Origin of the sequence: Caloranaerobacter longqiensis, from assembly GCF_050286925.1 — a bacterium.
Classification (GTDB): domain Bacteria; phylum Bacillota; class Clostridia; order Tissierellales; family Thermohalobacteraceae; genus Caloranaerobacter.
In genome coordinates, this window is record NZ_JBFWFX010000014.1 from 40764 (window position 1) to 54971 (window position 14208).

The 14208-nt window shown below is 28.0% G+C and carries 17 protein-coding genes and 2 pseudogenes; 16 read left to right on the forward strand and 3 right to left on the reverse strand.

Going from position 1 to position 14208, the window contains the following annotated elements; genetic code table 11:
* The first annotated feature begins 35 nt into the window (after positions 1-35).
* From AB4Y15_RS10815 to AB4Y15_RS10870, 12 genes are all read left to right on the forward strand, one after another.
* Positions 36-311: a CopG family ribbon-helix-helix protein gene (locus AB4Y15_RS10815; protein WP_427340368.1), complete on the forward strand. Its 276-nt coding sequence runs from the start codon at positions 36-38 to the stop codon at positions 309-311.
* A gap of 1 nt (position 312) precedes the next feature.
* The gene (locus AB4Y15_RS10820; RefSeq protein ID WP_427340369.1) at positions 313-663 is read left to right on the forward strand and encodes a type II toxin-antitoxin system PemK/MazF family toxin; all 351 of its coding nucleotides are present in this window, start codon (positions 313-315) and stop codon (positions 661-663) included.
* A 269-nt stretch (positions 664-932) separates the two neighbouring features.
* Complete coding sequence (locus tag AB4Y15_RS10825) at positions 933-1517, forward strand: hypothetical protein (RefSeq protein WP_427340370.1); 585 nt, start codon at positions 933-935, stop codon at positions 1515-1517.
* 166 nt (positions 1518-1683) lie between these two features.
* Entirely contained in the window at positions 1684-2805 is a 1122-nt protein-coding gene (locus AB4Y15_RS10830) for a glycosyltransferase family 4 protein (RefSeq protein WP_427340371.1), read from the forward strand.
* A gap of 1 nt (position 2806) precedes the next feature.
* Entirely contained in the window at positions 2807-3301 is a 495-nt protein-coding gene (locus tag AB4Y15_RS10835) for a DUF4330 domain-containing protein (protein ID WP_427340372.1), read from the forward strand.
* Between the two features lie 14 nt (positions 3302-3315).
* Positions 3316-3741 carry a hypothetical protein gene (locus tag AB4Y15_RS10840; protein WP_427340373.1) on the forward strand — a complete coding sequence of 142 codons (426 nt, stop codon included), beginning with the start codon at positions 3316-3318 and terminating at the stop codon, positions 3739-3741.
* Entirely contained in the window at positions 3732-5003 is a 1272-nt protein-coding gene (locus tag AB4Y15_RS10845) for an O-antigen ligase family protein (RefSeq protein ID WP_427340374.1), read from the forward strand. The genes AB4Y15_RS10840 and AB4Y15_RS10845 overlap by 10 nt, the downstream gene beginning before the upstream one ends.
* Entirely contained in the window at positions 5000-6100 is a 1101-nt protein-coding gene (gene csaB, locus AB4Y15_RS10850; protein ID WP_427340375.1) for a polysaccharide pyruvyl transferase CsaB, read from the forward strand. The genes AB4Y15_RS10845 and csaB overlap by 4 nt, the downstream gene beginning before the upstream one ends.
* Before the next feature lie 8 nt (positions 6101-6108).
* Positions 6109-6870, forward strand: a complete 762-nt coding sequence (locus AB4Y15_RS10855; RefSeq protein WP_427340376.1) for a WecB/TagA/CpsF family glycosyltransferase — start codon at positions 6109-6111, stop codon at positions 6868-6870.
* A gap of 28 nt (positions 6871-6898) precedes the next feature.
* A complete protein-coding gene (locus tag AB4Y15_RS10860; RefSeq protein ID WP_427340377.1) occupies positions 6899-7765 on the forward strand; it encodes a YitT family protein in 867 nt (288 codons plus the stop codon).
* 11 nt (positions 7766-7776) lie between these two features.
* Positions 7777-8598 carry a transketolase gene (locus AB4Y15_RS10865; protein ID WP_427340378.1) on the forward strand — a complete coding sequence of 274 codons (822 nt, stop codon included), beginning with the start codon at positions 7777-7779 and terminating at the stop codon, positions 8596-8598.
* A complete protein-coding gene (locus tag AB4Y15_RS10870; RefSeq protein ID WP_427340379.1) occupies positions 8598-9545 on the forward strand; it encodes a transketolase family protein in 948 nt (315 codons plus the stop codon). Before AB4Y15_RS10865 ends, AB4Y15_RS10870 begins: the two co-directional genes overlap by 1 nt.
* Positions 9546-10071: 526 nt before the next feature.
* Here the strand turns inward: AB4Y15_RS10870 and AB4Y15_RS10875 are convergent.
* Entirely contained in the window at positions 10072-10605 is a 534-nt protein-coding gene (locus AB4Y15_RS10875; protein ID WP_427340380.1) for a transposase, read from the reverse strand.
* 177 nt (positions 10606-10782) lie between these two features.
* Between AB4Y15_RS10875 and AB4Y15_RS10880 the strand changes: the two genes are divergently transcribed.
* Positions 10783-10989 (forward strand): hypothetical protein, encoded by a 207-nt coding sequence (locus AB4Y15_RS10880; RefSeq protein ID WP_427340381.1) that lies wholly within the window; start codon positions 10783-10785, stop codon positions 10987-10989.
* 556 nt (positions 10990-11545) lie between these two features.
* Here the strand turns inward: AB4Y15_RS10880 and AB4Y15_RS10885 are convergent.
* Positions 11546-11750, reverse strand: a pseudogene (locus tag AB4Y15_RS10885) (transposase); the annotation flags it as partial.
* A 12-nt stretch (positions 11751-11762) separates the two neighbouring features.
* A pseudogene (locus AB4Y15_RS10890) lies at positions 11763-12065 on the reverse strand (transposase); the annotation flags it as partial.
* Between the two features lie 325 nt (positions 12066-12390).
* Between AB4Y15_RS10890 and AB4Y15_RS10895 the strand changes: the two are divergent.
* The 3 genes from AB4Y15_RS10895 to AB4Y15_RS10905 form a co-directional block, all read left to right on the forward strand.
* A complete protein-coding gene (locus AB4Y15_RS10895; RefSeq protein WP_427340382.1) occupies positions 12391-12684 on the forward strand; it encodes a radical SAM protein in 294 nt (97 codons plus the stop codon).
* A gap of 143 nt (positions 12685-12827) precedes the next feature.
* The gene (locus AB4Y15_RS10900; protein WP_427340383.1) at positions 12828-13739 is read left to right on the forward strand and encodes an ABC transporter ATP-binding protein; all 912 of its coding nucleotides are present in this window, start codon (positions 12828-12830) and stop codon (positions 13737-13739) included.
* Positions 13740-13746: 7 nt separating this feature from the next.
* Positions 13747-14208: ABC transporter permease (locus tag AB4Y15_RS10905; RefSeq protein WP_427340384.1), on the forward strand; the 462-nt coding region annotated here is incomplete at its 3' end.

Below are 14208 nucleotides of genomic sequence, written 5' to 3' on the forward strand. Positions count from 1 at the left end.
TGAATATAGAGGTCCCTAGGTATGGAGGTGCTCAAATGGCCGAAACAAAAAGAATTATGATAAGTTTACCTAATAGTTTATTAGAGGAAATTGATTGTATTATTTCAATTGAGAAAAAGAATAGAAGTGAGTTTATAAGGGAGGCCATGAGACTTTACATTAGAGAAAGAAAAAAAATGGAGATAAGAGAAAAACTTAAATCTGGGTACATGGAAATGAGTCATATTAACTTGAATTTAGCTGAAGTTGGTTTTGAAGAAGATGTTAGAGAGTTGTTTAATTATGAGGCTAAATTGACAGGAAGTGAATAGAATGATTGTAAAGAGAGGAGATATATATTATGCTGACCTTAGCCCTGTTATAGGTTCGGAACAGGGGGGAGTAAGGCCTGTTTTGATTATCCAAAATGATATAGGCAATAAGTATAGCCCTACTGTTATAGTAGCGGCAATAACTTCTCAAATCAATAAAGCCAAATTGCCAACTCATATAGAAATTAGTGCTACAGATTATGGACTTCCCAAAGATTCAGTAGTTTTATTAGAACAAATTAGAACAATTGATAAGAAAAGGCTTAGAGAAAAAATTGGTTTTTTTGATGAAGATATGATGGAAAAAGTTAATGAATGTTTAAAAATCAGCTTAGGACTGATTGACTTTTAGAATAGTAATCAAGCGGCTTTCAGTCGCTTTTTTTATATTAAGTATGAAATTATAAACTGTATTAATTTGTGGATAATTTTAAATATAATTTCCGTAATGGATATAGGCAAAATCTTCTTTAATTTATTTAAATCGAAGATTTTGTTCATTTACTTAAATCGAAAATTTTATTTGCTATCGACAATATTTCCTGGGAAATCGAAAAATAAAATATATTATGACAGGATTCTTGAGGAAATAGTCGAATGTATAATAAGGGAGGGATTTTAATGCTGCAAAAAATAAAGAAAAGAAAAACTTTAATATATGCGATAACTGTTGGAACAGCTTTTTTTGTATTTATTGGGATAGGGAAAGCTGCATTGAATGAACCGGGAACATTAGAAGATCCGTTAGTTACACAGAGTTATATTGAAAAGCGTATTGAGCAGATAAAATATTACATAGACCAGAAAATTCAAGAAGTTTATGAAAATGTGAGCTTGAATACTACAAATATACAAGATTTAATTAAAGAAAATCAAGAATTAAAGAGGAGATTATCAGAATTAGAAAAAAATAAATCAGAAGAAAATAAAAATGTAGCAATTCCTAAACTGGAAGTTGTTGAATTAAGGAATGGTCAAAAACTTATAGGTAAAGCTGGAACGGAAATCATTTTAAGAGGTGGAAAGGCTAAAGCTATAGCTGGAGAGCTAGGAGGATTATCTGATGTTACTGGAGCAGTAGACATAAAAATGGATCAAAATATTCCACCAAATCATCTTTTGATAATTCCAAGAGATGATGGAAGAGGCGTTTATGTAGAGAAATATGCTATATTTATGGTTAGAGGAGAGTATGAGATAAAGTAATTTGTTTTTATGGGTTGTTCTGGAGCTGTGAAGTATGCAGCTCTTTTAATATGAAAAATTGTAGGTTAAGTTTATAATAGAAAGTGTTATGCTATTGTGTTATAATAATATAGATATTTAAGATATTACCTGAAAGGAGGAAGCTCTCGCTGAGAGCTACTGATATATGAAAGTACTTCATTTGATAAGTGGCGGTGACACTGGTGGAGCCAAAACCCATGTACTGTCTTTAGTTAAGGAGTTAAGTAAAAAGATAGATGTAAAATTGATTTGTTTTTTAGAAGACGAATTTTATTATGAAGGTAAATCTTTAGGCATAGATATAGATGTCTTTAAGCAGAAAAAGAGATATGATTTGTCTGTTATTAAGAGATTAAGGAATATTATTATAAATCATGATTATGATATAATACATTGTCATGGAGCTAGAGCAAATTTTGTTGGCATGATATTAAAGAAAATCGTTAAAAAACCTTTTATTACAACTATACACAGTGACTATAAACTTGACTTTAAGGATAATTTATATAAACACATAGTGTATACAACTATAAATTCTCTAGCATTAAGATTTTTTGACTATTATATAGCTATTTCTACAAATTTTAAAAAGATGCTTGTAGATAGAGGATTTAATGCAAATAAAATTTTTACAGTATATAATGGAATAGACTTTGATAGTGAAATTAAAATTACACCTAAGGAATTATTTTTAAAGAGTTTTGGGATAGACTCAAAAGATAAGATAATAGTAGGAATAATGGGTAGACTTGAAATGGTAAAAGATCACGATACTTTTATTAAAGCTGCTATAAAGGTGTTAGAGGATAGGGATGATGTAATTTTTTTAGTTGCTGGTTCAGGAGCAGAAGAAAAAAGACTTTTTCAATTAGTTAAGGAACATGGGCTACAGGAGAGTATCTATTTTTTAGGTTTTGTTAAAGAACCATATTCATTTTTTAATGCTATTGATATCAATGTTTTAACTTCAAAAAGCGAGAGCTTTCCATATGTTGTGCTTGAAGGTGCTAGAATGAAAAAACCGATTTTATGTACTAATGTTGGTGGATTAGGTGATTTAGTAATAGATGGTGTTAATGGTTATTTGTTTGAAGTAGGGGATATTTTATCTTTAAGTAATCATATAAATTTTCTTCTAGATAATAGAAGTAAAATTGAAGAATTAGGAGAAAATCTTTATAAAGACGTTGTTGAGAAATTTTCATTAGAGAAAATGACTAATGACCATTTGAAAATATATGAAGAAATTTTAGGTAGGAGGTTGTAAAATGAAAATTATTGATAGTAAAGGTAGAATTTTCGGATTAATAAATATAATTGATTTAGCGGTTTTATTAATATTTGCACTTTTAATAGTAGGTGGATGGTATAAACTTTTCAAATCTAAACCTAATGTAGTAGCAGAAGGGCAAAAAGTTTTAGTTAAACTTGAAATAAGAAATGTAAGGAAACCTACAGTAGATGGAATAAAGGAAGGTGCACTATTGTATCACTATGATAGGGGTCAAATTTTTGGTAAGATAGTCGAGAAAAAAGTTAAGAATTATAAAGAAGCGGTAACTACAAGTGATGGTAGAATAGTTATGGCTGATGTACCTGGTAAATATGTCGTTGATCTAGTTGTTGAAGCTGACGCTGTTATAACAGATCAAGTTATTATTATTGGTGGAGAACATACGAGAATAGGAACTCAATTTAGATTAAAAAATAAAAATATTGCTGTTTTTGCTACTGTATTAGGTGTTGAAACTAAAGCAGATTAGTAGGAGATGATATTGTGTATGCTAGTTACACATTTACTGTTTTATCTAAAATTTGGGAAAAAGCCAATAGATTTTATGAATATAGTTTGTTTAAAAGGACTTATATAAAGATAAAAAATTTTCTTAAGAGGCTGTTAAGTGGTTCGTTATTAGTAGCTTTTTTAACACAGGAGAGTGAAATACTAGAAAGTAGTTTTTTGTGTAGAATGTATTATTTAGTAGTTGACATAATTAATAATTTACTTAGAAAGCTTAATACTTTTTTTGTTAAAAGTCTAAAAGAAAGTTCTAGCTATAAGTTGATTAGCAAAATTCATACTAAATGTTTTAGAGACTCAAACTTAGATTTAGAAATTATAACTAAAAATAGTTATTTTGTTAGATTTATCACTTATATATTTACTTTAGATGAAGATAATGGAGGGGAAAAATGGTGGTAAAAGCATTGGCTATGTCTATTGCCATATTGCTGTCAATAATTGATATAAAAATTGGAATAGGCCTAGCCATTTTTATATTACCTTTTATACCAAAAGCCTATTCACTTGTATATTTGATATGTTTATTTATGGTTTTTATATTTAGACAAATATTTATAGTTAGGCAGGATTTTAAAAAAAGTGTATTCGGTGTATTTATCTTTGTTTTGGCATTTGTGATGTTAATATCTACTTTAACTTCTTATAATCCGCAAGGGAGTTTTAGAGATTTAGTTATACATTTTAGTTCATTAGGATTTCTTATTGTGGTAGTTAATAATATCGAAAATAAGAAGCAGTTAAATTCTATTTTGACTTTATTCGTTTTTACTGCTGTTTTAGTAGCTATATATGGTTTGTATCAATATAAAGCTGGTATTAAGCTAGATAAAGCTTGGGTTGATGTTTCTATCAATCCTGATATAAATACAAGAGTATTTTCAGTTTTTGGCAATCCTAATATATTAGCAGAATATCTAATAATGTCAATTCCTATTTCAATATCTTTATTTTGGTTTACAAAAAAGCTTTTGAAGAAATTGATTTTTTTAGTGAGTAGTTTGATTTTAATTGTAACATTGATATTAACATTTTCTAGAGGTGGATGGTTAGGGTTTGCTTTTGGTTTATTAATATTTGTTATATTAGTAGAAAAGAGATTATTATTATCATTAATACCTGCTGGAGTTTTGGCGATTTTTATAATGCCATCTTCTGTAATTCATAGGATTACAACTATTGGAAATTTAAGTGATTCATCAAATGCTTATAGAATAAAGGTATGGACAATAACATTAGATATTATTAGAGACAACCTAATTACTGGAGTTGGTTTTGGTTATATTCCTTTTAGAGAAACATTTGTAAAATATATAAGGACTATGAATGTATATCATGCTCATAATATGTATCTTGAAACATTAGCTGAGATGGGAATAGGTGGATTTGTCTTATTTATATTATTTATTTTTATTATTTACAAATATGCTATAATAACTTTGATAAAAAATAATGATAGGTATTTAAAAACTATAATTGCAGGTGTATTGGCAGGGCTATCATCTGTTTTATTTCATGGTTTATTTGAAAATATATTGTATTTACCAAGAATAATAATAACATTTTGGTTGTTAATATCTTTTATATTAGTTGCTGTTAGATTATCTAAAAATGAGAGTGAAAAGACAAATCTTGATAATATAGATAAGGGAGTATATCTATGAAAAAGAGAAAAAGTGTTTTGATTTCTGGATATTATGGGTTTAATAATAGTGGTGATGATGCAATTTTAAAAGCTATTGTCAAAGATTTTAAGTGTATTAATAAGGATATTGATATTGTTGTATTATCAAAGAATCCATTAAGTACACAAAAAACTTATAATGTAAGGGCGATAAACAGATTTAATATAATTGATATACTTTTAGAGATGCGTAATACTGATATGTTGATTAGTGGTGGTGGTAGTTTACTACAAGACGTTACAAGTACTAGGTCTATAATTTACTATTTATTTATAATTTTTTTAGCAAAATTATTCAGAAAACCTGTAATGATCTATGCTAATGGTATTGGACCAATAAATAAAAGGTTGAATAGATTGTTGACTAAGATTATACTAAATAAAGTGGATATGATAACTCTAAGAGATTCTAATTCAAAAGAGACATTAAAAAATATAGGTGTAAACATTGATAATATATTTGTGACAGCTGATCCAGTTTTTACTTTGGAAGCATCAAATGAAAAAAGAGTAAAGGAGATATTTATAAAAGAGGGAATACCTCAGGATAAACCTCTAGTTGGATTAGCAGTTAGAGAGTGGAGAAATTCAGAGAAACTAAAGGAAACCTTAGCTAAAACATTAGATTTTCTAAGCAGTAGTTACGGGATGAAATTTTTACTTATTCCAATGCATTATCCTGAAGATTTAAAAATAAGTCAAGAGATTAAGAAAAGTACTAAGGCAGACTGTTATATATTAAAGAATAGTTATAATGTTGAAGATATAATGGGAATAATTAAATACTTAGATATGATTATAGCCATGAGGTTACATTCACTTATATATGCTGCTACACAAGCAGTTCCGATGGTTGGTTTAATATACGACCCTAAAGTTGAAGGTTTTTTAGATATGCTTAATGTTGATGCTAGATGTTATGTAGATTCACTTGAGATTGTTGATTTATGTACACAGGTTGAAAAAGTATGGAGAAATAGAAGTGAGTACAATAAATTACTTACAGAGGTAAAATATGTACTTGAAAAAAAGGCAAAAGATAATATATCTATGGCTTTAGAATTATTAAAAAAGTAGGTGAAATAGTGAAGGACACTATTAAAATAATGGGTATAAGAATAGATAAAGTAACTTTAGATTCTGCTGTAGATAAAGTGTATGAATTTGTAAAAAGTAACAAAACAAATGTTATATATACTCCGAATACCGAAATTGTAATGGCAGCAAGAAAAGATGATGAATTAAAGGCCTTATTAAATGAAGGAGACTTAGTTATACCAGATGGTATAGGTTTAGTTTATGCGTCAAGAATAAAGAAAAAACCTCTTAAAGAAAGAGTAACTGGATATGACCTTTCAATAAAAATAATTGAGATGGCTAATAAAGAAGGACTTAGTTTATTTTTGCTTGGTGGTAAACAAGGGGTTGCGCTCAAAGCTTGTGAAAATATAAAAGAAAAATATAGTAACGTTAAAATAGCAGGTTTTCATCATGGATATTTTAAGGGGACGCATATTGGGTATAAAGAGCATAAAGAAGAAATGGAAGTTATTAAAAAAATCAATGATGCTAAACCTGATATTCTTTTTGTCGGATTTGGAGCACCAAGACAGGAGAAATGGATTCATGAAAATAAAGATAAATTGAATTGTAAGGTTATAATAGGAAATGGAGGGACTCTGGATATTTTAGCAGGTAATGTCAAAAGAGCTCCTAAAATTTTTCAGACATTAGGATTAGAATGGTTATATAGATTATTGAAAGAACCTTGGAGATATAAAAGGCAGATGGTATTACCTTTATTTGCAATACTGGTATTGTTTTCTAGAGATGATATTGTAGAATAAATAAAAAATAGAAAGGAGGAGGTTACTTATGGAAGGTATCAAGAAGAATTGGTATAGATATGTAGTTGAATATATAGGTATAACAATTGGTACAATAATTATGGCACTATCTTTAAACTTATTTTTAGAACCTAATACTATAGCACCAGGTGGTGTAACTGGTCTAGCTATTGTAATAAAGAAAATTGTTGGCATAGATGTTGATATTACAAACTTAGCTATAAATATACCTTTATTTATTTTTGGGCTTATAGTTTTAGGAAAGGCATTTGGTGCTAAGACTTTATATGGAACATTAGCTTTATCATTTTTTATTAGAACATTGCCAAATGGGAATTTAGTAAATGAATTATTATTGGCTGCAATATTTGGTGGAGTATTGATGGGAATAGGTTTAGGTATAGTTTTTAGATTTGGCGGTACTACTGGTGGGACTGATTTAGCTGGTGCAATTCTTAATAAATACTTCCCTGGTTTTAGTACTGCTACTTTTATGATGAGTATAGACTTGTGTGTTGTAGCTATTGCTGGTATAGTTGACAAGAAGCTAGAAACTTCATTATATTCAGTAATAGCATTATATATTATTGTAAAAGTAATAGACTTAATATTAGAAGGGTTAGGATATGCCAAAGCTTTCTTTATTATTTCGCAGTATCCTGATAAAATTGGAAATACTATACTTGAGAAATTAAATAGAGGAGTTACAGTTCTTAAAGGAAGAGGTATGTATACAGGCAAAGATAGAGATGTATTATTGTGCGTGGTAAACAGATCTCAAGTTACTAAATTAAAAGAAATAGTTCACCAAATAGATAAAAATGCCTTTGTAATGGTAGCAGACATATATGAGGTGCTAGGAGAAGGTTTTAAAGAAATAAAAACTACTGGATAGGAGGTAATTATATGGAAAAATATACTGAGTTTAAAAAAATTGCTACAACATTAAGAAAGAATATTATTAAAATGTTAAATGAGTCAGGTTCAGGACATCCTGGCGGTTCTCTTTCAGCTTGTGAAATTGTTACAGCTTTATATTTTAAAGAAATGAGAATTGATCCTAAACAGCCTAAATGGGAAGATAGAGACAGATTTGTATTGTCAAAAGGACATGCGGCTCCTGTTTTATATGCAGCATTAGCTGAAAAGGGATATTTTGCTAAAGAAGAGTTAATGAAACTTAGAAAAACAGGACAAATGCTTCAAGGACATCCTGATATGAAAGGGACTCCTGGTGTTGATATGTCAACAGGTTCTCTAGGACAGGGATTAGCAGCAGCAAATGGTATGGCTTTAGCAGCTAAATTAAGTAATAAAGATTATAGAGTTTATGCTCTATTAGGTGATGGCGAGGTTCAAGAAGGTATGATTTGGGAAGCAGCTATGTTTGCTGCACATTATAAATTAGATAATTTAACAGTTTTCTTGGACCATAATGGACTTCAAATAGATGGGGAAAATAAAGAAGTTATGAATATAGAACCTATAGATAAAAAATGGGAAGCTTTTGGTTGGAATGTAATAAAAATAGATGGACATAATTTCGAAGAAATATTTGAAGCTTTAGATAAAGCTAGAGAGACTAAGGGTAAACCTACAATAATCATTGCTAAAACTGTTAAAGGAAAAGGCGTTTCATTTATGGAAAACAAGGTAGGCTGGCACGGTACTGCACCTAATGATGAAGAAACAGAAAAAGCACTAGCTGAACTTGGAGGTGAAATGTAATGAGTAAGAAAATGGCTACTAGAGATGCTTATGGTGAAGCGTTGAAAGAATTAGGCAAGATCAATAAAGATGTTGTTGTATTAGATGCAGACTTATCAAAATCTACTAGAACTAATTGGTTTAAAGAAGAATTCCCTGAGAGATTTATAAATGTTGGAATAGCTGAACAAAATTTAATAGGAACAGCTGCTGGACTAGCAGCAGCAGGTAAAATACCTTTTGCTAGCTCATTTGCTATGTTTGCTACTGGAAGAGCATATGAGATAATAAGAAACTCAGTTGCTTATCCTAAATTAAATGTTAAAATAGCAGCAACTCATGCTGGAATAACAGTTGGAGAAGATGGTGCTTCACATCAATCAGTTGAAGATTTGAGTTTGATGAGAACAATCCCTAATATGGTTGTTATAAATCCTGCTGACGGTGTTGAGGCAAAAGCAGCAGTATTAGAAGCTGCTAAGTATTATGGACCAGTTTATATAAGATTAGGTAGAAGCAAAGTACCTGTAATATTTAATGAAGATGATTACAAATTTGAAATTGGTAAAGGTATAATGTTAGAAGATGGAACAGATGCGACAATTATTGCAACAGGTGTGATGGTGTCAGCTGCTTTAGAAGCAAGAAAGAAATTAGAAGAAGAAGGAATTAAAGTTAGAGTGATAAATATACACACTATAAAGCCGATAGATAAAGATATTATTATAAAGGCGGCACAGGATACAGGTGCTATTGTTACAGCAGAGGAGCATAGTATAATTGGTGGTTTAGGCAGTGCAGTATCTGAAGTATTAGTAGAAAATTATCCTGTAGTAGTAGAAAGAATAGGAATTAAAGATACATTTGGAGAGTCTGGTAATAGTGATGAGTTATTAGTTAAATATGGATTGACAGCAGAAAATATAGTAGAGGCTGTTAAGAGAGTTATAGCAAGAAAAAGAGGATAATTATAATTTAATGTTGGGCAGATATTCTTCGGGATATCTGCCAGATTTTTTTTGCGAGAACAGGGAATTATATACTTCTATTTTATATTTAATATTTTTAGGATAATTTATTTTTTACAGTAAAAACGGAAAAAAATAGTTGACACACCATATATTATATATGTACAATTATATACAATAATTATTGTAATATTAAAAATTAATTTACATATTAGGGATTAAAATATCATACAGTCATAATTTTATATTATTTACATAAAAGTTTTGTTAAGTACTGAATATTAGTTGATAAGTATATTAAATAAAAATAAGTGTAGGAATATAAGGTTTGATATTTATAAAAATTAAATAAGAGGATGCTTTAGGCATTTTAGAGTATGCATGTTTATGTACATCAAAATTATCATCTTGATTTTGTTTTTTAAGCATTTTAGCATATTTTTTATAATTCACAGGAAATTATATTCCTCTTTAAAAGAGATGATTTTAGATATAATTTCCGTACTGAATTTCAATAAAATCTACCTTATTTAGAAAAATAGAAGATTTTATTACTAGCTTTAAGGAAAGATTCAAAGAATTTAGGATTATTTTCTTTAACATAACCTTCAAAACCAGTAGTATCAGAAATTAATATAGAAGCTTTAAAAGAGTTAATTTTTCTACAAATTAGGTCAGTAATGTCGACTAACCTATGGAACATAAGATAAATTTCATCGTAAAAATCAATTAAAAAACGAGAGAATTGAGACTTATGAGGGACAGAAGTAAAATCACAAGCTTCACGTAAATCTTTAGAAATATTCAAAAGAGTTATTAATAGAGAAACAGTAGGGATAGAAAAGAACATTTTAAAAATGAAAGCTGAAACAAAAGCTTCAAGAGGATATTTTCTAGGATGACCAGTTAAGCTATAGTATTTTTGATAAAATTCATAAGGGATAAAAGATCTAACATCGATATATTGTTCAAAAAGTTTAAGTATATTTGGTTTTTGAGTTAAATTATCGAATTCTTCAAAGAAATCGCTAAAATGTATTTGTTTAGCAAGGGCTCTCATAGGGTTTCTCCTTTCTTTTAGATTTAAGTTATCTTTCTTTTAGGTTTGGGGTATATAATATATATTTTATAACTACTGGGGGAAACCCTTTGAAATGAACTTGAATAATTATAGTTTTTTCAATAGTTGCAGAGTTTTGCAACAAACTAAGAACGATATTAGGTATAGGGGGAGGAAATGAATACAAGTTTTAAAAGGAAGTTAACTTTATTTATAAAAAAAATGTTAGACGAAATAATATTGTTAATTGGAATTATAACTATAGAAAAAGCATATGAGTTAACTAGTAAAATAACAGTTGTTTTATTGATTTTGATAGTAGCAATATGTTTATTTTTATTAAATCATTATATATTTTTTAAAAAAATAATAAAAAATGACTAAAGATGTTTTTATTTTTATTAGTTTCAGTTATAATGTTTTATATTTTATTAGATATAATGTGATATGTTATGCTAATGTAGTTATTTAATAGATTCATATGTCTTGATTTGTATTATTGAAGAAATAAGTACCAATATAATATAAAGGGACATATTTCTACTATGTATAAGAATCTGTATATTGATGTGATATTAGCTAGATTGTATGTTAAAAGCTTATGACAATATTGTCAATAAGCAACTATTTAATTTTTCTGTCTTTTAGTATACATAGCTTCTGCTATATGTACTAAAAGACGGACAAGATCATCTCTCTTGTTCGATTATATCGCATTAATTTCCAGTTTTTTTCGTCATAAACGATTTTATCTACAAATTGAGTCTATAATAAATTTGTGCTTTAAACTCCAATCTGGCAAGAAGTAATTAACTAGATATTAACAAAAACTTTTAAACTTACTTTTATGTTTGCTAAAATTATATGCTATTATACATAAAATTGTATAATTTTGGCAATAATTCTTATATAGAGAAAGTTTGTCCCCTTTGACTTGCTAAAAAAGTATCTTGTATAAAGCCTTGTCTGAAGGGAAAATAGCCTTTGTTTTTGTAACTTTTCTAAATTGTCAATGTAAACTTTTTATGATGTTTGTAGTATACATTATCTTTCTAATTTTTGCTGGAAATTTAAAGAAAGGTGATAATGCTTTTCGGTTAGTATATCAGCTTTTTTATTGCAAAAGGGTATTTTTTTATCCATTTTTTTTATTCCAATATATCTCTTTTATTTCTAAGTGCTACTATTGGTTCAAATCCTCCATTTCTATCTCTTGAAACTTCTATTTGTATTTCTCCAAACTGAGTTTTTACTTTCTTATCTGTATATACATTTTTTCGATTATTTGTTTGTTTTTTTATCTTCTTTAGCATAACCTAGTTCTACTTCTAATTCTGCTTCAAATATTTTTTGAAGTGCATCTTTAAAAAGGTCTTTTAAAAAAGAATGAAGATCTTGTGCTGTAGTTAATTACCCTCATTAATCATTGCTCTTAATAATTCTTTTTTTAATGTACTCATTGAAAAACTTATTTCTGTTTTTTTCATTCTTACCAGAAAAAGTTTTTTACTCAATTTACATTACCCAATCAAAAACCAATATGTAGAAGAAAATAGAAAATTGTAGAAAAACATTGTTGACAAATATAGTTTTATAAAGATAAAATTTTAAATATAGTAAATTTATTCAAAAGCGTGTGTACATGCTTTATCAATAATATCTATAGAATTATGCTTTATTGGTGTTGAACCACTGATTGAATTTAAAACTATTCAGAAAATTGTTAATGAGGTTGATTGTCGGTTTGTTAAACATGTTAATAAATCAGTTGTTACAAATGGTATTTTGTTAAATGATGAAATGTGTAGATATTTTATTGAACAAAATTTTTCAAGCATACAAATAACATTAGATGATGATAAAAATACGCATGACAAGTTAAGAATATATAAAAATGATAGAGGAAGTTATGAGGATGTTTATAGGACATTAAAAATGTATTCTTATAAATTGCCTATAGTATTAAATATTAACTTGAATAGTATTAATAAAGATAGTGTTAGTTGTATTTTAGGACATTTAGGTTTTAGCTTAGTATTCGATCATGCCAAACAAAGATATCAACATACATTATTTTAGATAAATGTTTAATGTGTACTTATAAGGTGATTTGTGGAGTACAATGTCAATTTAAACATGATGACATTAAAAAGATTGCTATAAAAAAGAAATAGAAACAAATGATATACCAATTATTGCAAAACAATTTGAGAGGGATGTATATGATATATAGAGTTGAAAATTTAAAAAAGAGATATGGAAATAAAGAAGTATTAAAAGGTTTGAGTTTTGAAATAAATAAGGGTGAAATATTTAGTATTCTTGGTAATAATGGTGCAGGTAAGACTACATTAATTAAGATTATGTCAAATTGTTTGATAGCTAACTCAGGGGATGTGTTTTTTAAAAATAGTAATATAAAATCTTTAGGGAACTCGTACTTTAAAAATATTGGAGTAGTTTTAGAAGGGGAAAGGAATACATATTGGTACATGACAGGCATAGAAAATATAAAATATTTTGGTATGTTATATGGATTAAGTAAAAGTGAGATTTTAACAAGAGCAGAAGAACTTTTAGCAAAATTTAATCTCTTTGATGCAAGAAATGAAAAGGTAGCTCACTATTCAAGAGGAATGCATCAAAAATTATCTATCATAATTGGAATGTTACACAAACCTGAAGTACTTTTCTTAGATGAACCAACATTAGGTTTAGATGTTTTATCTAAAAATATTTTGATAGAAGAAATTAAAACGCTATCAAAGGAAGAAAAAATTACAATAATATTAACTTCACATCAGTTAGATGTAGTTGAAGAATTAGCTGATAGAGTTTTATTGCTTGAACAAGGGAAGATTGCATTTTTAGATTCAATTGGTGAATTGAAAAAGCTACATGCAGGAGGTTCTTATAAAATTAGTTTTTTTGGTAGTGTTGATTTAACAAAATTGGATGTACCTATAAATGTAATAGAAGAGTTAAATAATGGATGGTCTACAATTGAAGTGTCAGACAATTTTAAAGTTGTTATGGAAGTTTCTAACTACTTAGCGAAAAATGAATGCACTATATATAGTATTAATAGGCAAGGTTCATCATTGGAAGATATTATTACAAAAATATGGAGATGAGGTTGTTATGATTATAAATACTTTTAAAGCAGAATTACATAAATATTTAGCTGAAATAAAGAGCTATTATCCTGACCAAATTGTTAGCTTGATTGTAACATATATTTTTTTTATGGGTTTTTTCATTGGATTATCTAAAACTGAACTCGGACAAGAAAATTTACATATAGGATTTATATTTTGGTTTTTTGCATCAACAATCATTTCAGAAGCATCAATTTCAATTTCGTATGAAAAACAGACAGGTACATTTGAACAACTATTACTAAAACCAACACATATATTATGTATATTATCTGTAAAAACATTAGTATGGTTTATAGTATCCTTAGTCAAGGTTACTATACTTATGATTATTGTAATGTTGACAATAGGAATTATTCTACCTTTTAACATTAAAATTTTGCCAATTCTTTTTGTAACTCTAGTTGGTTTATATGGACTAGGATTAATATTATCTGGATTGACA

Bases quoted from the DNA above. Each gene is read 5' to 3' on its own strand.
- AB4Y15_RS10830 (WP_427340371.1), top strand. From the start codon at position 1,684: ATGAAAGTACTTCATTTGATAAGTGGCGGTGACACTGGTGGAGCCAAA.
- AB4Y15_RS10880 (WP_427340381.1), top strand. From the start codon at position 10,783: ATGAATACAAGTTTTAAAAGGAAGTTAACTTTATTTATAAAAAAAATG.
- AB4Y15_RS10865 (WP_427340378.1), top strand. From the start codon at position 7,777: ATGGAAAAATATACTGAGTTTAAAAAAATTGCTACAACATTAAGAAAG.
- AB4Y15_RS10900 (WP_427340383.1), top strand. From the start codon at position 12,828: ATGATATATAGAGTTGAAAATTTAAAAAAGAGATATGGAAATAAAGAA.
- AB4Y15_RS10845 (WP_427340374.1), top strand. From the start codon at position 3,732: ATGGTGGTAAAAGCATTGGCTATGTCTATTGCCATATTGCTGTCAATA.
- AB4Y15_RS10825 (WP_427340370.1), top strand. From the start codon at position 933: ATGCTGCAAAAAATAAAGAAAAGAAAAACTTTAATATATGCGATAACT.
- AB4Y15_RS10815 (WP_427340368.1), top strand. From the start codon at position 36: ATGGCCGAAACAAAAAGAATTATGATAAGTTTACCTAATAGTTTATTA.
- AB4Y15_RS10860 (WP_427340377.1), top strand. From the start codon at position 6,899: ATGGAAGGTATCAAGAAGAATTGGTATAGATATGTAGTTGAATATATA.
- AB4Y15_RS10875 (WP_427340380.1), bottom strand. From the start codon at position 10,605: ATGAGAGCCCTTGCTAAACAAATACATTTTAGCGATTTCTTTGAAGAA.
- csaB (WP_427340375.1), top strand. From the start codon at position 5,000: ATGAAAAAGAGAAAAAGTGTTTTGATTTCTGGATATTATGGGTTTAAT.
- AB4Y15_RS10820 (WP_427340369.1), top strand. From the start codon at position 313: ATGATTGTAAAGAGAGGAGATATATATTATGCTGACCTTAGCCCTGTT.
- AB4Y15_RS10870 (WP_427340379.1), top strand. From the start codon at position 8,598: ATGAGTAAGAAAATGGCTACTAGAGATGCTTATGGTGAAGCGTTGAAA.
- AB4Y15_RS10835 (WP_427340372.1), top strand. From the start codon at position 2,807: ATGAAAATTATTGATAGTAAAGGTAGAATTTTCGGATTAATAAATATA.